This is a genomic window from Kitasatospora sp. NPDC004723 (genome assembly GCF_040609255.1).
In the GTDB taxonomy this organism is placed as follows: domain Bacteria; phylum Actinomycetota; class Actinomycetes; order Streptomycetales; family Streptomycetaceae; genus Kitasatospora.
In genome coordinates this window covers 113,463-132,063 of sequence record NZ_JBEXJT010000006.1, presented here as the reverse complement: position 1 = coordinate 132,063, position 18,601 = coordinate 113,463, and the positions used below count along the sequence as shown (strand labels likewise).

Annotated in this window: 14 protein-coding genes; 12 read left to right on the top strand and 2 right to left on the bottom strand. The window is 73.4% G+C overall.

What is annotated here, in order from left to right; translation table 11 throughout:
- Positions 1-290 precede the first annotated feature (290 nt).
- Both ABZW10_RS10080 and ABZW10_RS10075 read left to right on the top strand, forming a co-directional pair.
- A complete protein-coding gene (locus ABZW10_RS10080; protein WP_355362342.1) occupies positions 291-1,049 on the top strand; it encodes a response regulator transcription factor in 759 nt (252 codons plus the stop codon).
- 20 nt (positions 1,050-1,069) lie between these two features.
- Complete coding sequence (locus ABZW10_RS10075; RefSeq protein WP_355362340.1) at positions 1,070-2,647, top strand: HAMP domain-containing sensor histidine kinase; 1,578 nt, start codon at positions 1,070-1,072, stop codon at positions 2,645-2,647.
- Positions 2,648-2,659: 12 nt separating this feature from the next.
- On the opposite strand, the gene ABZW10_RS10070 is transcribed toward ABZW10_RS10075, so the two are convergent.
- Positions 2,660-3,349 (bottom strand): DNA-binding response regulator, encoded by a 690-nt coding sequence (locus ABZW10_RS10070; RefSeq protein WP_355362338.1) that lies wholly within the window; start codon positions 3,347-3,349, stop codon positions 2,660-2,662.
- A gap of 57 nt (positions 3,350-3,406) precedes the next feature.
- Here ABZW10_RS10070 and ABZW10_RS10065 point away from each other — a divergent pair, with 57 nt between their 5' ends.
- Positions 3,407-4,288 (top strand): aldo/keto reductase, encoded by an 882-nt coding sequence (locus ABZW10_RS10065; RefSeq protein WP_355362336.1) that lies wholly within the window; start codon positions 3,407-3,409, stop codon positions 4,286-4,288.
- A gap of 97 nt (positions 4,289-4,385) precedes the next feature.
- Positions 4,386-5,780 carry an EF-hand domain-containing protein gene (locus ABZW10_RS10060; RefSeq protein ID WP_355362334.1) on the top strand — a complete coding sequence of 465 codons (1,395 nt, stop codon included), beginning with the start codon at positions 4,386-4,388 and terminating at the stop codon, positions 5,778-5,780.
- Between the two features lie 6 nt (positions 5,781-5,786).
- Here ABZW10_RS10060 and ABZW10_RS10055 read toward each other — a convergent pair whose 3' ends face one another.
- Positions 5,787-6,575, bottom strand: coding sequence for a nucleotidyltransferase domain-containing protein (locus tag ABZW10_RS10055; RefSeq protein ID WP_355362643.1), 789 nt, complete (start codon positions 6,573-6,575; stop codon positions 5,787-5,789).
- A 369-nt stretch (positions 6,576-6,944) separates the two neighbouring features.
- Here ABZW10_RS10055 and ABZW10_RS10050 point away from each other — a divergent pair, with 369 nt between their 5' ends.
- From ABZW10_RS10050 to ABZW10_RS10015, 8 genes are all read left to right on the top strand, one after another.
- Complete coding sequence (locus ABZW10_RS10050; RefSeq protein WP_355362333.1) at positions 6,945-8,489, top strand: cytochrome ubiquinol oxidase subunit I; 1,545 nt, start codon at positions 6,945-6,947, stop codon at positions 8,487-8,489.
- 31 nt (positions 8,490-8,520) lie between these two features.
- Complete coding sequence (cydB, locus tag ABZW10_RS10045; protein ID WP_355362331.1) at positions 8,521-9,546, top strand: cytochrome d ubiquinol oxidase subunit II; 1,026 nt, start codon at positions 8,521-8,523, stop codon at positions 9,544-9,546.
- 4 nt (positions 9,547-9,550) lie between these two features.
- The gene (cydD, locus tag ABZW10_RS10040) at positions 9,551-13,042 is read left to right on the top strand and encodes a thiol reductant ABC exporter subunit CydD (RefSeq protein ID WP_355362329.1); all 3,492 of its coding nucleotides are present in this window, start codon (positions 9,551-9,553) and stop codon (positions 13,040-13,042) included.
- A 66-nt stretch (positions 13,043-13,108) separates the two neighbouring features.
- Positions 13,109-14,935, top strand: coding sequence for a GAF domain-containing protein (locus ABZW10_RS10035; protein WP_355362327.1), 1,827 nt, complete (start codon positions 13,109-13,111; stop codon positions 14,933-14,935).
- Positions 14,936-15,168: 233 nt separating this feature from the next.
- Positions 15,169-15,591, top strand: coding sequence for a DUF1508 domain-containing protein (locus tag ABZW10_RS10030; RefSeq protein ID WP_355362325.1), 423 nt, complete (start codon positions 15,169-15,171; stop codon positions 15,589-15,591).
- Positions 15,581-15,988, top strand: a complete 408-nt coding sequence (locus ABZW10_RS10025; protein ID WP_355362323.1) for a hypothetical protein — start codon at positions 15,581-15,583, stop codon at positions 15,986-15,988. Before ABZW10_RS10030 ends, ABZW10_RS10025 begins: the two co-directional genes overlap by 11 nt.
- Before the next feature lie 378 nt (positions 15,989-16,366).
- Positions 16,367-17,428 carry a substrate-binding domain-containing protein gene (locus ABZW10_RS10020; RefSeq protein ID WP_355362321.1) on the top strand — a complete coding sequence of 354 codons (1,062 nt, stop codon included), beginning with the start codon at positions 16,367-16,369 and terminating at the stop codon, positions 17,426-17,428.
- 133 nt (positions 17,429-17,561) lie between these two features.
- On the top strand, positions 17,562-18,599 hold the full coding sequence (locus ABZW10_RS10015) for a substrate-binding domain-containing protein (RefSeq protein ID WP_355362319.1): 1,038 nt from the start codon (positions 17,562-17,564) through the stop codon (positions 18,597-18,599).
- The last annotated feature ends 2 nt before the right edge of the window (positions 18,600-18,601 follow it).

The window sequence follows — 18,601 nt, the reverse complement described above, 5'->3', positions numbered from 1 at the left end:
CCGCCCACCCGGACACCCGCGCGGCCCGGCCCCACCTCCCCGGGGGCCGGGCCGCGCACCCCTCCCGCTCCGCTGTTCCGGGGTCGCGGTGGTCCGGGGTGGAGGCCGTGCGCACACCATCCAGCCCCGCCCTGCGGGACTGGGCACCTGAAACCGCCCGATAAGGTGTTAATCCAACATTCATCGATGGCCCATAGCCTCCCCGGGCTAGCCTCGAGCTGAACGCCATCGTCCGACCGGGAGGCGGAACCCCCGTGCAAGGCACTGTGTCGACACCAGGAACTCCGGCGGTGAACAGCGGCGGCGGCCAGGGGGAGGCCTACCTCCTCGTCGTCGACGACGAACCGAACATCCGCGAGCTGCTGTCCGCCTCGCTGCGCTTCTCCGGCTTCCGGGTGGCGTCGGCCGCGACCGGTGCCGAGGCGCTGCGGCTGGTCGCCGCGGACCGTCCGGACCTGGTCGTGCTCGACGTGATGCTGCCCGACCTCGACGGCTTCACCGTCGTCGAGCGGCTGCGCGAGCAGACCAGCCGCGGCCTCATCGCCGGACCCGCCCACGGCCACCCCGGCGACCACCTGCCCGTGCTCCTCCTCACCGCCAAGGACGGCGTCGGGGACAAGGTGCAGGGCCTCGCCGCCGGGGCCGACGACTACGTGACCAAGCCGTTCAGCCTGGAGGAGCTGATCGCCCGGATCCGCGCCATCCTGCGCCGCTCCGGCGGACCGGCCGAGGACGGCCGGCTGATGGTCGCCGACCTCGTCCTCGACCCGATAGCCCACGAGGTCACCCGCGGCGGCGGTGTCGTCGCGCTCTCCCCGACCGAGTTCAAGCTGCTGCACTACCTGATGGCCAACGTCGGCCGGGTGGTCTCCAAGGCGCAGATCCTCGACCACGTCTGGGCCTACGACTTCGGCGGCGACCTGTCCATCGTCGAGTCCTACATCTCCTACCTGCGCCGCAAGCTGGACTCCGGTCCGGCCCACGGGCCCAAGCTGATCCACACCGTGCGCGGCATCGGCTACGCCCTGCGCCGCCCGCCGCAGGGTTGAGCGGTACGGAGCCGTCCGCCGTGGAGCCGACCGAGCTGCCCCCGGTGGGGCCGGGCACCACGGCGGCGTCGGACCCCGCCCCGCGGCGCCGCCGCCGCGGGCGGCTGTCGCTGCGCGCCCGGCTGCTGGTGCTCGCGCTCGTGCTGGTCACCACCGGGCTGGTGGTCAGCGACGCCGTGGTGGTCGGCACCGTCCGGCACCAGCTGGTGCAGCGGCTCGACGAACAGCTGGAGCGCTTCGGCGAGCCGCTCGCCCGCCGGGCCCCGTCCCGGCTCAACTGGCCGGACGCCAAGCAGCAGCCGCCGTCCCTGGGCGGCAAGCGCGGCACCTCCCAGTACCTGGCCGCGCTGCCCAGCCAGTACCTGGTCCAGTACCTGTCCGCCGACGGCAAGGTGCAGTTCGTGGTGCGCCAGCCGGTCTCCGAGAACGACCCGGCGCCGCAGCTGGCCGGCTTCGACCCGGCCAAGGTCGGCTCCGACACCCCCTTCGACCTGCCCGACCAGCGCGGCGGCCGGTACCGCTGGCGGGTGCTGGTGCTGCCGGTCCAGCGGCAGAACGCCCCGGCCAGCGTCTTCGCCGCGCCCATGCCGAACTCCGCGTACGTGATGGTCGCCGTCTCCCGGGAGGACGTCGACGGCACCGTCGCCCGGCTGCGCACCGCCTTCCTCGGCATCGGCGGCGCCGTCCTGGTGCTGATCGCCGCGCTCGGCTTCTTCGCGGTGCGGGCCGGGCTGCGGCCGCTGCGCCGGATCGAGGAGGGCGCCCAGCGGATCGCGGCCGGCGAGCTCTCGCACCGGATGCCCGTCCTGCCGCCGCACACCGAGGTCGGCCGGCTCTCCATCGCGCTGAACGGCATGCTGGCGCAGATCGAGTCCGCGTTCGCCGCCCGCGCGGAGTCCGAGGCCCGGATGCGGAGGTTCGTCGCGGACGCCTCGCACGAGCTGCGCACCCCGCTGGCCGGCATCCGCGGCTTCGCCGAGCTGTACCGGATGGGCGCCCTGCCGTCCGAGGCCGACGTGGCGCGCACCATGGACCGGATCGAGAACGAGGCGGTGCGGATGGGTGCCCTGGTCGAGGACCTGCTGGTGCTCGCCCGGCTCGACGAGGAACGCCCGCTCGACCTCGCCCCGATGGACCTGCGCACGCTCGCCGCCGACGCCCTGCACGACCTCACCGCGCTCGACCCGAGCCGCTCGGTCGCGCTCACCGGCCCGGGCGGCAGCGGCCCGCCGGGGCCCGCGCCGGTGCTCGGCGACGAGGCGCGGCTGCGCCAGGTGATCACCAACCTGGTCGGCAACGCGGTCAAGCACACCCCGCCCGGCACCCCGGTGCGGATCGGCGTGGGCACCGACGGCGGCCAGTGCCTCCTGGAGGTCGCCGACTCCGGCCCCGGCCTCACCGCCGACCAGGCCGCCCTGGTCTTCCACCGCTTCTACCGCGTCGACGCCTCCCGCAGCCGCAACGACCGCCGCGGCGGCGCCGGCCTCGGCCTCGCCATCGCCACCGCCCTCACCCACGCCCACGGTGGCGCCCTCACCCTCCACACCGCCCCGGGCACCGGCGCCACCTTCCGCCTGGAGCTCCCCCACCAGCGCTGAGGCGCGAAAGGATCACCGGAGGGCGGCGGGGGCGGCGGGGGCGGCCTCCTCGTCGAGCAAGCCCCGGGCGAGCAGACCGGCCTGGAAGCGGGATCCCGCGCCGAGGGCGGCCATGAGTTCGGCGACGCGGCGGCGGTAGGTACGCAGGGAGACACCGAGCAGGCGGGCGCCGGTCTCGTCGGTGTGGCCGGCGGCGAGGGTGCGCAGGGTGTCGCGGGCCTGCCCGGTCAGCGGGGGCGGCGAGGCGGTGCAGTCGGCGAGCTCAGTGGCGGTCTCCCAGCTGGCGCGGAACAGCGAACGCACGCCGTCGACGACTTCCGGGGTGTGCACCACGGTGTAGGTACGGACGCCGCGCACCGGGACGCCGGCCAGGATCGCGGTGCGGCGGTCGATGACGATGGCCTCCCGGGTGATCGGCCCGTCGGAGATCCGCACCTCGATGCCGCTCGCCGCGATCCGCCGCAGCCGACGCAGCGACTCGGGTTCGGCGAGGGCTCGCCGACTGTACAGCTTGCGCATGGTCAGGCCGGGGACGACGTGCGGCCGCTTCCCTTCGCGGAAGGCCGCGTTGACGCCCGCCGACCAGGTCATCAGATCGGCGGCGGCGACCAGGAACTCCTCGCGCGAGGCGACGAAGAGGTGGCCGGCCCGCTGGACGAGCTCGTCCTCGCCGTGCAGGGTGATGATCCGATCGAAGGTCATGGCAGCAAGCTGCCAGATCGGACGGCGCCGCGGCGAGCCCGGGCGAGGCTGAACACCATGACGACTCCTCAGGCCTCCGCGGCCGGCTCCTTCCTCCTCGGCGGCGAGGTGCCGGTCTCCCGGATGGGCTTCGGCGCGATGAAACTGCCCTCCCGCGACTGGGGCGGCCCCGCCTGCGACCCCGAGCAGAGCCTGCGGGTGCTGCGCCGGGCGGTGGAGCTGGGCATCGACCACATCGACACTGCCTGGTTCTACTTCTTCCGCGAGGTCTCCGCCAACGGACTGATCCGGCGGGCCCTGCACCCCTACCGGGACGAGCTGGTGATCGCCACCAAGGTCGGCCCCGGCCGGGAACCGGACGGGTCGTGGATGGACCCGGCCGACCGGGACAGCGTGCGCGCGGCCGTCCACCGCAATCTGCGCGAGCTCGGGGTGGACCACCTCGACCTGGTCTACCTGCGCCGGATGCCCAGCCAGTCCTCGATCGCCGAACCCTTCGCCGAGCTGGCCGAGTTGCGCGCGCAGGGGCTGATCCGGCAGCTGGGCGTCAGCAATGTGGACGCGGCGCAGCTGGCCGAGGCCGAAGCGCTCGCCCCGGTGGTGGCGGTGCAGAACAAGTACAGCGTGCTGGAGCACGACGAGGCCGACGACCGGCTGCTGGCCGACTGCGCCGAGCGGGGCATCGCCTTCGTGCCGTTCTACCCGCTGGGCGGCACCGGCCTGCCCGACCACCCGGCCCTGCGCCGGGTCGCCGAGCGGTACGGCGTCACCCGGGCCCAGGTGATGGTGGCCTGGCTGCTGGCGCTCTCGCCGGTGATCCTCGCCATTCCGGGCACCTCCTCGCCGGCGCACCTGGAGGAGAACACCGCCGCCGCCGCGCTGCGCCTGGACGCGGCCGACCTGGCGGACCTCGCAGAACTGACAGCAGCTGCTAAGTAGCACTGTCTGACCAATCCAGCGTCTGGTTTCCCCGCCGGACGGCCGGGAAGGGCCCCGCCCGTACGCGAAGGTCCCGCAACTCCCAGGAGATTCCCGGATGGCAGCGTCAGCAGCGTCGGCACCCTCGGCGGCACGTTCCGAGGTGTCCTTCCGCCGGGACCTCTCGGAGTGGCGGATCGTGCTCGTCGCCTGGCGGCTGCTGGTGCTCCAGGCCTCCCATCCGGTGGTCGCGGCCGGGATGGAGGAGCACTCCACCTACCGCGGCCACCCCTGGCGCCGGATCGAGCACACCCTCGGCAGCGGGCGCCGGCTCTTCCAGGCCGACCAGGAGCAGCTCTGGCGCGAGGTCCAGCGGCTCGACCGGGCGCACCGGCGGATCCGCGGCACCACCGAGGACGGCCGGGCGTACGACGCCCAGGACCCGGCCACCCGGGCCTGGGTGCTGCTCACCCTCTTCGAAGCCGTCGTCGCCATGCGGGAGTTGAGCGGCGATCCGTACACGCCGGACGAACTGGAGGAGCTGTACCGGGAGTTCGCCGAGATCGCGGCGGTGTTCGGGCTGCCCGCCGGGGAGTTGCCCGCCACCGCCGCCGAGCTGCCCGGCTACCTGCGGCGGACGACCGTCGAGCGGCTGGAGTTCACCGGGACGGCGCGGCACCTGCTGTACGACATGCTGCACGAGGCGCCCTGCCCGCGCCGGCTGCGCTTCCTCGGGCCGGTGGGCTGGCGGGTGCTGCGGTCGCTGGTGGCCCGGGTGGTCACCGAGCTGACCGTCGCGGACCTCCCGGCGGTCTACCGGGAGCGGTTCGGCCTGGTCCGCACCCGCCGCGGGGCGCTGCTGTCCGGGCTGCTGCACCGGGGCGGCCGCGCGGTGCTGACCGGCCTGCCGGACCGCTACCGCTACCGCGCCCCGGGCGTGCGCCCGCCGTCCCGGCCCCGCCGGATGCCGCGCCAGGACACCCGGCCGCCCCGGCTGGAACGCTTCTTCCGGGAGGTCCTCGACCAGACCGGCGACGGCCTGCTCACCGCCCGCGACCTGCAGGCGATGGCGCACAACGTCTGCTGGCAGCTGGAGCTCTCCGAGGAGGGCGAGGGCCGGGTGTACGCCGCGTTCGAGGCGTGGTGGGAGCAGCTGCGGGCGAGCATGGACACCGACGGCGACGGCCGGATCAGCCGGGACGAGTACGTCGCCGCGACGCTGGCCGGCTGCGACCGGGACCCGGCCTACCTGGAGGGCGGCCTGCTGCCCGCGCTGCGCGCCGTCTTCGCGGCGGCCGACACCGACGGGGACGGCCTGCTGGACTTCGCCGAGTACCGGGTGCTGTTCGACGGCCGCCGGGTGCACCCGGCCGAACTCTCGCACGGCTTCCGACGCCTGGACACCGACGGGGACGGCGTCATCACCGTGGCCGAGTTCCTGCGCGGCTTCGTCGACTTCTTCACCGCCCGCGCCCCCTCCGCCCCCGGCACCCAACTCCTCGGCCGGGCATAGACGTGCTCAGCCGGCCCGCAGCGCGGCCTCGGTGTCGGCGACCAGGGCGCGGGCGGCGGTCACGGTGGCGGTGAGCGCCGCCGGTCCGTCGCCCGGGGCGGCGAGCAGGGCACGGGCGCGCGGGCCGAAGCCGTCGGGGGCGGCGGGCAGCGACTCGGCGACGGCGAGGGCGCCCTTCTCGTTGAGGCACCAGCGGCGGTCGGCCGCGAACAGCGCCTGCACCAGGATGCCGACGGCGCGGGAGAGGCAGAGCACGACGTACAGGGTGTCGCCGCGGGCCGCGCCCTTGGCGGCGCCGTCGAGCAGGAACCCGGCCTCCCACGTGCTCCCGGTCAGGGCGGCCCGCAGCGGTTCCGGGTACGGCGCGTACGCGGCGCGGCGCTCCGTCAGCGCGCCGGACGGGTCGGCGAGGACCTGGCCGAGCGCCAACTCCCCGACGTAGCAGGGCGACCAGAAGCCGAGCGGGTGGCCGGCCTGGACGCCCACCTCGTAGCGGCCGACCAGGCAGTCGGCCCGGACCCGGTCGACCCGGTCGAGGTCGCGCAGGATCCAGTCCACCCGGCCGAGGCCCTCGACGGTGAGCCAGGCGCCGCCGTCCACCCACGGCCCCCAGCCGCCCGGTCCGGTCACCTCGACGCCCGGGCCGGCCAGCGCGCGCAGCGCGTCGAGGTCGGGGGTGCCGCGGTAGTAGAGACCGAGGTCCCAGTCCGACTCCGGCCGGTGCTCGCCCCGGGCCCGGCTGCCGCCGAGCATGACGCCCACCACCCCCGGCACGGAGGCCAGCCGCCCGGCCATCGCTTCGACGATCGTCTGCACGGGCCGAGTCTGGCACGGCCTCGGGGGAGGGGGCCCGCATGGGCCGAATGGGCCGCCTTGGAGGATCCGGTGGCTGTCAATGTACGGATCGTCCAGATTTTCCGCGGCGCGCGCCCGGGCGCTCGTTGTGGTCCGACGGCCCCCTTCGCAGACTGTGCGCACGGCATCGCTGCCGGTCAAACCCCACCCCGCCGGTGAATCGCCTGTAAGAGTGATGGATACTGATGCTTGTGAACGTGTTCACGTTCACAAGCGGACAAGCTTGCGCGCTTGAGCAGCGGTCTCCGGCTATAGATGAAGTTTGTCCTGAAATATGACCTCGACAGGGTCGGTTGGAGAGAGGGCGACGTGGAACTGGCAATCGCTCACGAGACCATCGCGCGATGGCAATTCGGCATCACCACCGTCTACCACTTCCTCTTCGTCCCGCTCACCATCAGCCTCGCGGCGATCGTCGCCGGGCTGGAGACCGCGTGGGTGCGGACGGACAAGGAGAAGTACTTCCACGCCACCAAGTTCTGGGGCAAGCTCTTCCTGATCAACATCGCGATGGGCGTGGTCACCGGCATCGTCCAGGAGTTCCAGTTCGGCATGAACTGGTCCGACTACTCCCGCTTCGTCGGCGACGTCTTCGGCGCCCCGCTCGCGATGGAGGCGCTGATCGCCTTCTTCTTCGAGTCGACCTTCATCGGCCTGTGGATCTTCGGCTGGGACAAGCTGCCGAGGAAGCTGCACTGCGCCTGCATCTGGATGGTCGCGCTCGGCACCGTGCTCTCCGCCTACTTCATCCTGGCGGCCAACTCCTGGATGCAGCACCCGGTCGGCTACGCGATCGACCCGGTCACCGGGAAGGCCCAGCTCAACGACATCGCGCGGGTGCTGTTCCAGGACACCACCGTCACCGTCGTCCTGCACACGCTGACCGCGGCCTTCCTCACCGGCGCGGCGTTCGTGGTCGGCATCGCCTCCTTCCACCTCTGGAAGGCCAAGCGCAAGCCGGAGGGCGCCAACCCCAAGCGGGTCGCCGCGATGCGCACCTCGCTGCGCATCGGCCTGGTGCTCGCCGTCGTCGCCGGCCTCGGCACCGCGCTCAGCGGCGACCAGCTGGCCAAGGTCATGTTCCGCCAGCAGCCGATGAAGATGGCCGCCGCCGAGGCGCTCTGGGACACCAAGGCCCCCGCGCCGTTCTCGATCTTCGCGGTCGGCGACGTCAGCAAGGGCCACAACTCGGTCGAGCTGGAGATCCCCGCGGCGCTGTCCTTCCTCGCCAACAGCGACTTCAGCTCCTCCGTCCCCGGCATCAACGACACCGCCGCCGCCGAGGCCGCTAAGTACGGCGGCGACCCCAAGGACTACATCCCCAGCATCTTCGTCACCTACTGGGGCTTCCGCCTCATGATCGGCTTCGGGATGACCTCCTTCGTGGCCGGCCTGATCGGACTCTGGACCACCCGGAAGAAGCGCTTCCTGGCACCGGAGTTCCGCACCGGCGACGACGAGGTTCCGCGCCTGATGCTCACCCCGACGAAGGAGCTCGGCCCGTTCCTCACCAAGTGGAGCTGGCGGATCGGCATCCTCACCATGGGCTTCCCGCTGATCGCCAACAGCTTCGGCTGGATCTTCACCGAGATGGGCCGCCAGCCCTGGGCCGTCTTCGGACTGATGACCACCGCCAGCGCCGTGTCGCCCAACGTCAGCATCGGCACCCAGATCGGCGCGCTGACCACCTTCACCACGCTGTACGCGATCCTCGCCGTCATCGAGGTGAAGCTGCTGGTCAAGTACGCCAAGGCGGGCCCGGCCACCGACGAGCAGCCGCCCGCCAAGGACCCGTCCCTGCGCGGCCCGGCCGCCGACGACGACGCCGACAAGCCGCTCGCCTTCGCCTACTGAGGCCCCCGAGGATCGATAGGACCGACACACCATGGAACTTCACGACGTCTGGTTCGTCCTGATCGCCGTCCTCTGGATCGGCTACTTCTTCCTGGAGGGCTTCGACTTCGGCATCGGCATCCTGACCAAGACGCTGGCCAGGAACACCACCGAGCGGCGGGTGCTGATCAACACCATCGGCCCGGTCTGGGACGGCAACGAGGTCTGGCTGCTGACCGCCGGCGGCGCCACCTTCGCGGCCTTCCCGGACTGGTACGCCACCCTGTTCAGCGGCTTCTACATCCCGCTGCTGATCATCCTGGTCTGCCTGATCGTGCGCGGCGTCGCCTTCGAGTACCGGGCGAAGCGGCCCGAGCCGCGCTGGCAGCGCAACTGGGAGGAGGCGATCTTCTGGACCTCGCTGATCCCGTCCTTCCTCTGGGGCGTCGCCTTCGCCAACATCGTGCGCGGCGTCGACATCGACGCGCAGAAGAACTTCGTCGGCGGCTTCTGGGACCTGCTCAACCCGTACGCGCTGCTCGGCGGCCTGGTGACGCTCGCCCTGTTCGTCTTCCACGGCTCTGTGTTCGCCGCGCTCAAGACGGTCGGCGAGATCCGCGACCGGGCCCGGGCCACCGCCCTGCGCACCGGCCTGGCGACGGCGGCACTGGCCGCGGCCTTCCTGATCTGGACCCAGGCCGACCACGGCAACGGCTGGAGCCTCGCCGCCCTGGTGATCGCGGTGCTCGCGCTGGTCGGCGCGCTCGCCGCCAACCAGGTGGCCCGCGAGGGCTGGGCGTTCGTCCTGTCGGGCGTGACGATCGTGGCCGCCGTGGCCATGCTCTTCCTCTCGCTCTTCCCCGACGTCATGCCGTCCACGCTCAACCCGGACTGGAGCCTGACCGTGAGCAACGCGGCCTCTTCGCCCTACACGCTCAAGCTGATGACCATCGTGGCGGTGATCTTCACCCCGCTCGTGCTGCTCTACCAGGGCTGGACGTACTGGGTGTTCCGCAAGCGGATCGGTGTCCAGCACATCCCCGGGCACGACCCGGCCGCCGCCCTCGACCAGGCCTGACGCCGTGAAGCCGGTCGACCCCCGACTCCTCGGGTACGCCCGCACCACCCGGGTCTTCCTCGCCGGGACCGTCCTGCTGGGCGCGGCGAACGCGGCCCTGGTGGTCGCCCAGGCGGGCCTGATCGCCGAGCTCGTGGTCCGCGGCTTCCAGCAGCGGACCGGGCTCGACGAGCTCACCGCGCCGCTGGCGCTGCTGGTGCTCACCGCGATCGGGCGCGGGCTGGTCGGCTGGCTCACCGAACTCACCGCGCACCGGTCCGTCGCCCGGGTGAAGTCCACCCTGCGGCGCCGGCTGCTCGACCACGCCACCGCGCTCGGCCCGGCCCACCTGGCGGGCCGGCGCACCGGCGAACTCACCGCCCTCGCCACCCGGGGCGTCGACGCGCTCGACGACTACTTCGCCCGCTACCTGCCGCAACTGGCGCTCGCCGTGGTCGTGCCGGTCACCGTGCTGCTGCGGATCGTCGGCGCCGACGTCACCTCGGCCGCGATCATCGCCGGCACCCTGCCGCTGATCCCGCTGTTCATGGTGCTGATCGGGATGGCCACCCAGGCCCGGATGGACCGCCAGTGGACCACCCTCGCCCGGCTCTCCCACCACTTCCTGGACGTGGTGGCCGGGCTGCCCACCCTCAAGGTCTTCAACCGGGCCCGCGCCCAGGCCGCCACCATCGCCCGGATCACCGCCGACTACCGCCGGGCCACCCTGCGCACCCTGCGGATCGCCTTCATCTCCTCCTTCGCCCTGGAACTGCTCTCCACCCTCTCCGTCGCGCTGGTCGCCGTCTCGATCGGCTTCCGGCTGGTGAACGGCGGCCTCGACCTGGAGACCGGGCTGCTGATCCTGATCCTCGCCCCCGAGGTCTACTTCCCGATCCGCCAGGTCGGCGCCCTCTACCACTCCAGCGTCGAGGGCCTGACCGCCGCCGACCGGATCTTCGAGGTGCTGGAGACGCCGCTGCCGGCCGCCGGCACCGCCCCCGCGCCGGACCTCGCCGGAGCCGTCGTCGAGGCCGACGGCCTCACCGTGCGCTTCCCCGACCGGACCGCGCCCGCCCTGGACGGTGCCGCGCTGGTGCTGCGCCCGGGCGAGACGGTCGCGCTCACCGGCCCGTCCGGTGCCGGCAAGTCCACCCTGCTCGGCGTCCTGCTCGGGCTCACCGCCCCGGACGCCGGCACCGTCCGGATCACCGCCGCCGACGGCCGCACCCACGACCTGGCCGACCTGGACCCGGGGAGCTGGCGGCGGCAGATCGCCTGGGTGCCCCAGCACCCGCACCTGTTCGCCGGCACCGTCGCCGACAACCTGCGGCTCTACCGGCCCGAGGCCACCGACGACCAGCTGTGGACGGCGCTGCGCTCGGCGCACGCCCTCGACTTCGTCACCCGGCTGGACACCCTCCTCGGCGAGGACGGCGCCGGGCTCTCCGCCGGCCAGCGCCAGCGGCTCGCGCTCGCCCGGGTGCTGCTCGCCGACGACCGGCCGCTCGTCCTGCTCGACGAGCCCACCGCCAACCTGGACGGCGCCTCCGAGGCGGCCGTGGTGGACACCGTGCGGGCGCTGGCCGCCGACCCGGCGCGCACCGTGCTGCTGGTCGCCCACCGGCCCGCGCTGCTGGCCGCCGCCGACCGGCGGGTCCGGCTGGACGGCCCCGCCGCTCCCCCGGCCTCCCCGGCGGCCGTCCCGGTGCTCTCGCACCGCGGCCGGCCCACCCCGCCGGCCCCGGAGGACGCGCCCGCGCCCGGCCCGGACGCGGCCAGGCCCCGCCTCGCCCTGTCCGTCCTGCTGGGCGCGCTCGCGCTCGGCTGCGCCGTCGCCCTGATGGCCACCTCGGGCTACCTCATCTCCTACGCCTCCGAGATGCCGCCCGTCCTCTACCTGATGATGGCCGTCACCTCGGTGCGCGCCTTCGGCATCGGCCGCAGCGTCTTCCGCTACGCCGAGCGGCTGGTCTCGCACGACGCCGTGCTGCGCACCCTCGGCACCCTGCGCGCCGCGGTGTACCGCCGGCTCACCGCGCTCGCCCCGGCCGGGCTGCCCGCGTTCCGGCGCGGCGACCTGCTCTCCCGGCTGGTCGCCGACGTCGACGCCGTCCAGGACCACTACCTGCGCTGGCGCCTGCCGGCCGCGGTGGCCGCGGTGGTCTCGCTGGCCGCCGCCGTCGCGATGGGCGCCTTCCTGCCCGCCGCCGGGCTGGTGCTCGGCGCCGGCCTGCTGCTCGCCGGCCTGGTGGTGCCCGCGCTGACCGCCCGCTGGTCGGCCGCCGCCGAGCGCCGCCAGGCCCCGGCGCGCGGACGGCTCGCCACCACCGTGCTGGACGCGTTCAGCGGGACGGCCGAGCTCACCGTGGCCGGCGCGCTGCCCGCCCGGCTCGCCGCCGTCCGCGCCGCCGACACCGCGCTGACCGGGCTGGCCGCCCGCTCGGCCACCACCGCCGCGCTCGGCACCGGGCTGATCACCCTGCTCACCGGCCTCACCGTGGCCGCCGCCGCGGCCGTCGGCCTGCGCGGCGTCGAGTCCGGGGCGCTCGCCCCGGTCTGCCTGGCCGTCGTGGTGCTCACCCCGCTGGCCGCCTTCGAGGCCGTCACCGGCATGCCGCTCGCCGTCCAGGCCCGCCGGCGCAGCCTGGCCGCCTCGGAGCGGCTCGCCGAGGTGCTGGACGCGCCCGCCGCGGTCGCCGAGCCCGCCGCGCCGAAGGCCCTGCCCGAGCAGCCGCTGCCGATCGCTGTCCGCGGCCTGACCGCCCGCCACCCCGGCCAGGAGGCCGAGGCGCTGTCCGGCGTCGACCTCGACCTCGCCCCGGGCCGGCGGATCGCCGTGGTCGGCCCGTCCGGTTCCGGCAAGACCACCCTCGCCCAGGCGCTGCTGCGCTTCCTCGACCAGGACGCCGGGAGCGTGGTGCTGGCCGCCGGCCGTCCACAGGCTGTGGACAGCCGGGAGCTCGCCGGGGAGGACGTCCGCCGGGTGATCGGGCTCTGCGCCCAGGACGCGCACGTCTTCGACAGCTCGCTGCGCGAGAACCTCCGCCTCGCCCGGCCGGCCGCGGACGAGGACGAGCTGCGCGCCGCCCTCGCCGCCGCCCGGCTGCTGGACTTCACCGAGACCCTGCCGGACGGCCTGGACACCATGGTCGGCGAGCACGGCGCCGCCCTCTCCGGCGGTCAGCGGCAGCGGCTCGCGCTCGCCCGGGCGCTGCTCGCCGACTTCCCGGTGCTCGTCTTGGACGAGCCCGCCGAGCACCTCGACCTGCCCACCGCCGACGCCCTCACCGCGGACCTGCTCACCGCCACCGCCGGCCGCACCACCGTCCTGATCACCCACCGCCTGGCCGGTCTCGACGACTCCACGGTCGACGAGGTGCTCGTCCTGGACGCCGGCCGGGTCGTCGAGCGCGGTGGCTGGTCCGAACTGCTGGCCCGGCCGGCCGGTCGTCTGCGGGCCATGCACGCCCGGGAGCGGGAGGCCGACGGCCTGTTGACGCCCGCGATCGGCTGACCGGAGCGGACCGCCGCCCTCGCGTCGTTCCTTATGTCTAAAACCGTACAAACTACGCTCTTCCTCATGGACCCCACGCCAGAGCCGCCCGACGCCGCCACCCCCGGTGAGCCGGAGCCCGACCAGGCCCCGCACCGGGTGCCCGAGATCTCCTCGCTCGGGCTGGACACGCTGGTCACCGAGGTGTCCGAGCGGCTGCAGTCCGCCGCCGCCGTCACCGACCGGATGCAGCGGCTGCTGGAGGCGGTGGTCTCGGTCGGCGCCGGGCTCGACCTGCACGCGACGCTGCACCGGATCGCCGCCGGCGCGGCCGAACTGGTGGACGCCCGGTACGCCGCGCTCGGGGTGGTCGCACCCGGCGGCCAGGGGCTGCAGGACTTCATCCACGTCGGCGTCGACGACGAGACCGTCCGCGAGATCGGCGAGCTGCCGGTCGGCCGCGGGATCCTGGGCGCGCTGATCGACCGGCCCGAGCCGCTGCGGCTGAGCGACCTCACCGCCGACCCGCGCTCCTACGGCTTCCCGCCGCACCACCCGGGGATGAAGACCTTCCTCGGTGAGCCGATCCGGATCCGTGACGAGGTGTTCGGCAACCTCTACCTCACCGAGAAGCGCAGCGGCGGTGCCTTCACCCCGGAGGACGAGCAGGTGGTGCACGCGCTGGCCGCCGCGGCCGGCGTCGCGATCGAGAACTCCCGCCTCTACGAGGAGGGCCGGCGCCGGGAGCGGTGGATCGCCGGCGCGGCCGCCGTCACCACCGCGCTGCTCTCCACCGACGAGGCCGAGGTGGCGCTCACCGTCGCCGCCGAGCAGGTCCGGGAGCTGGCGGACGCCGCGCTGGGCATGATCCTGCTGCCGGTCACGGACGGGGACGCGGGCACCGTCCGGATGCGGGTCGCCCATGCCTCGGGGGAGGACTCCGAGTTCGTCCGCGGCGAGCTGCTGCCGCCGGACAGCTTCGCCTCCCGGCTGCTCCAGCGGGAGAGCGTGCACCTCGACGACATGTCCACCGACCCGACCGTGGTGATCCGGCTCGCCCGCCGCTTCGGCCCCTCGCTGGCCGTGCCGATGGTCGCCGCCGGCCGGGTGCTCGGCGGGCTCTGCGTCTGGCGCTCACGCGGCGCGGTGCCGTTCTCCGAGGCTGAGAAGCAGCTCGCCGAGACCTTCGCCTCGCAGGCCGCGCTCGCGCTGCGGCTCGCCGAGGGGCAGCGCGACCAGCAGCGGCTCGCCGTCTTCCAGGACCGCGACCGGATCGCCCGGGATCTCCACGACCTCGTCATCCAGCGGCTGTTCGCCACCGGCATGATGCTGGAGGGCGCCGCCCGGCGGGCCGTCGTGCCGGAGGTGAAGGTCCGCATCGGCGAAGCGGTGGACGAGCTGGACGCCACCATCCAGGAGGTCCGCACCACGATCTACGCGCTCCAGCACGACGATCACGGTGACGCGCCCGACACCCTGCGGACCCGGGTGCTGCGCGAGTGCAGCCAGACCGCGGCGGCGCTCGGCTTCAAGCCCTCGGTCTCCTTCGTCGGTCCGGTGGAGAGCCTGGTCGGCGAGAAGACCGGACGTCAACTGCTCGCCGCCCTGAGGGAGATGCTGTCCAACACGGCCCGGCACGCCCGGGCCTCCCGGGTCGGCGTCGAGGCCGACGCGACCGTGCACCTGGACGACGGCGGGCGCCCGGTCGGCGGCGATCCGGAGTCGCTGGACCGGGGCGGCCGGCCCGGCGTGCTGCTGACCGTCACCGACGACGGCGTCGGCATCCCCGTGGGCGGGCGGCGCAGCGGACTGCGCAACCTGGCACGGCGGGCCGAGGCGCTCGGCGGCGACGCCTGGCACGAGCCCGGCCCGTACGGCCGGGGGACCAGGGTGCTTTGGACGGCGCGGCTCTGAACACCCGTCCGGGCGATGGGTTCGCCACCGGGGACTCTTCGAACGGTTCGTGAACGACGGGGATCCGGGGCGGGGTCGGTTGGCGCGCACTTGGTGTGCACCTGGTGAAAGTTTAACGAGAGAGAACTTCCCGGCCAACGGAGCAAGTTGTGTATTTCGTGCCCTTCCGGCGCTCTCGTGTGCACACATAGCTTTACTCCCGTCTCGGAGAGGAACCGGACGGTGGGGGAGCAGTGGACGCGTCGAGCCGCGGTCACACCGCAGCAGGGGCAAGTCGTGGCGGGTTCCGGGCCGAACGGGCACCGGACGGGCGGTACCGCTGGCAGTTGAAAGCACCGAACGGACGCGTCGTCGCGGTCACTCCGGCCGCGTACGAGACGGCCGGGGACGCGGAGCGCGGCTTCGACGGCTTACGGGCCGTCGCGGAGGGGCTCACGGCCCGGATCACGCACGTCCGGGACGGCATCGGCTGGGTCTGGGTGATCCCCGGCTCGCGCAACCTGCCGGAGGTGCGGTCCAGCCGCGCCTACGAGCGGTACGCCACCTGCCAGAACGCCTTCCGGCGGTTCGTCGTGCTGCTGGCCAAGCAGCCGGCCCTGGAACGTCCCGAACTCTCCGAACGGGGGCCGTCCTTGAGAACCTCAGATGTCCGCTGACCGGCGCGGGCCGCGCCTGCTGACCGTCCCGGTCGGCGACCGCTCGCTGTCCTGGGCGCTGCGCGCGGCGAACGGGCGGCAGCTCGGCGTCGGCGTGCGCACCTATCGCGGCGAGCCCGAACTCGCCGAAGCAGTAAGAGAGTTGATCATCGAGCGGACCTCGCTGCGATGTACCGTCGGCCAGTCCGAGGCGCGCCTGTGGGTGTGGACGGCCTTCCTGCCGGTCCGCTCCACCCGCCCGGGGGCCGCCGACGCCGCCGGACCGGTGGCCCGCAGCGCCCGCGGGTACCTGCGGCGCGACCAGTGCCAGGCCGGCGTGACCGGCTTCCTGGCCGGACTCCATCGGCTGGGGCAGGAGTTGCGACGCCCCGGCCGGGAGGACAGCTGGCCCTTCTGACGGTCCGTCCGCCGTCGCCCCCAGCCGCCTTCGGGCGGCTTCTCGCGTTGTCCCCCGGCGCGGTCCCCGTTTCCCCCTCTTCCGGTGAAGCGCAGGTATCCGGCAACCCCCCGAGCCGCCACCTGGAGAAGAACGTCACCGGCCCCTGACCTGCGACTTTTCACCCCTCCACGGCCGCGCTGACCTGTTGCTAAACCTCTCCGAACCGAGAAATCGACAATTGCCGGCACCGGCTGTCGGCCCTTCCGACGGAACCGCGCCGACCGACAGGATCGGCACTGCCGGAACGGGCCGCCGCGGACGCGGCTCACGGCCCCGGGACTGACGACCAGTACCCGGGCAAGCGATGTACGTCTCTCCCACCGGAGGAACAGGAACATGCGCAAGACCGCTGCCAAGCTGCTCGCCGCCGCCGCCATCGCCACCTCGGTCGCCACCGTCGCGAGCGGCGTTGCCGTCGCCGACCCGGCCGCCGGTGTCACCCCGGCCGCCCAGGACATCGTGGGTGTCGGCTCGGACACCACCCAGGAGGTCCTGAACGGTCTGTCGGGTGGCTACAACGCCGCGCTGACCGCCGCGGGCGACACCACCTCGCCGCGTCTGTACAGCTTCGACGCCACCGGCTCGGCCCAGATCACCACCAAGGCCAGCACCTCCCCGTTCGACCGCCCGAACGGCTCCGGCGCCGGCATCAAGGCCCTGGAGACCCGCACCAGCACCCAGGTCGACTTCGCCCGCTCCTCGCGTGGCCCGGCCAACGGTTCGGACCTGACCACTGACGTCTTCGTCGCCTTCGCGAAGGACGCGGTCTCCTGGGCGGCCAAGGCGGGCGGCAACGCCCCGGCCAACCTGACCACCGCGAACCTCAAGGACATCTACACCTGCGCCAAGACCAACTGGCAGCAGATCAACCCGGCGCTGCCGAACGCGACGATCAAGCCGTACCTGCCGCAGACCGCCTCCGGTACCCGTGCCTTCTTCCTGAAGGCCATCGGCGGCGCCGTCGCCGTCACCCCGGGCGCCTGCGTCGTCTCCGGTCTCCAGGAGAACACGGGCACCGAGGCGGCCCTGAACGACAACAACGCGCTCGTTCCCTACTCCGTCGCCCACTACATCGGCCAGGTCTACTACGGCCACACCAGCACCAACGACGCCGCCGGCCCGGTGACCATCCGCAACGTCAACGGCCTCGTCCCGGTCACCACCAGCCCGGTTGCCGTCATCAACGACACCTTCTCGGCCACCCCGTACGGCCGCAACGTCTACAACGTGGTCCGCAACGCGGAGTGGACCGCCACCGACGCCCACGGTGTCGCCCTGCGCAAGATCTTCAGCGGTACCGGCTACATCTGCAGCACCGCCGGCTCCGCGATCCTGAAGAACTACGGCTTCGCGCCGCTTCAGGACGGTGCCTGCGGCACCGAGATCTCGCCGGTCTGATCAACCCCGCCCCATCTGCTCCACCCGTAGCAACCGGCGGCCACGGGCCTCGTGCCCGTGGCCGCCGGCCCGGTGGTCCACCGGGAGCGCTCGCCGACACACCGTCACTGCCGCACAGGAAGCAGGGGAAACGATGCGAAAGACCATGGGCAAGCCGCTCGCCGTCGCCGCGCTCGCCGCCTCGCTGGTCGGTCTGACCGCCGGTGTCGCGCTCGCTGACCCGCCCGTCGTGCCGAACCCCGGCGACATCGTCGGCGTCGGCTCGCAGACCACCGCGCCGCTGTTCAACCAGTACTCCACGGACTACAACGCCGCCCTGACCGCGGCGGGTGACACCACCTCGCCGCGGCTGTACAGCTTCGACGCGGTCGGACCCTCGCCGATCGTCCTGAAGGCCGGGACCGGGTCCGTCGCCCGGCCGGCCGGGAGCACGAGCGGCCTGGCCTACCTGCACGCCGTCCCGAGCTCGGTGGACTTCGTCCGCATGGACCGGGGCCGGCTGACCACCGACCCGCTGTCCGACACCTTCGTGGCGTTCGCCAAGGACGCGGTGTCCTGGGCGGCGCAGTCCGGGGGCCACGCGCCGGCGAACCTGTCCACGGCGCAGCTGAAGAACATCTACACCTGCGTCTCGACCAGCTGGGCGCAGATCGATCCGACGCTGCCGAACGCGACGATCAAGCCGTTCCTCCCGCAGCCCGGCTCCGGTCTGCGCGACTTCTTCCTGAAGGCCCTCGGAGGCGGTACGCCGATCACCCCCGGTGCCTGTGTGACCAGCGGCGTCGAGGACAACCAGGGCACCGACCCGGTCCTGAACGACGCCGACGCGCTGGTCCCGTACTCGGTGGGCCACTACATCGGCCAGGCCTTCTTCGGCCGCAGCACCGGCTCCGACGCGCCCGGAACGCTGACCGTCCGCAGCATCAACGGCATCGCGGCGGTGAACACGGCGACCCAGACCATCAACGCCCCGTTCGCCGCGACCGTGTACGGCCGGGTGCTCTTCAACGTGGTCCGCGGCGCCGACTGGACGGCGACGGACGCGCACGGGGCGGCGCTGCGGAACATCTTCGGCCCCAGCGGCTTCATCTGCCGCAGCGCGACGGCCATCGCCGACCTCAAGAGCCACGGCTTCCTGACCCTTCCGAGCGCCGTCTGCGGCACCAGCTGAGC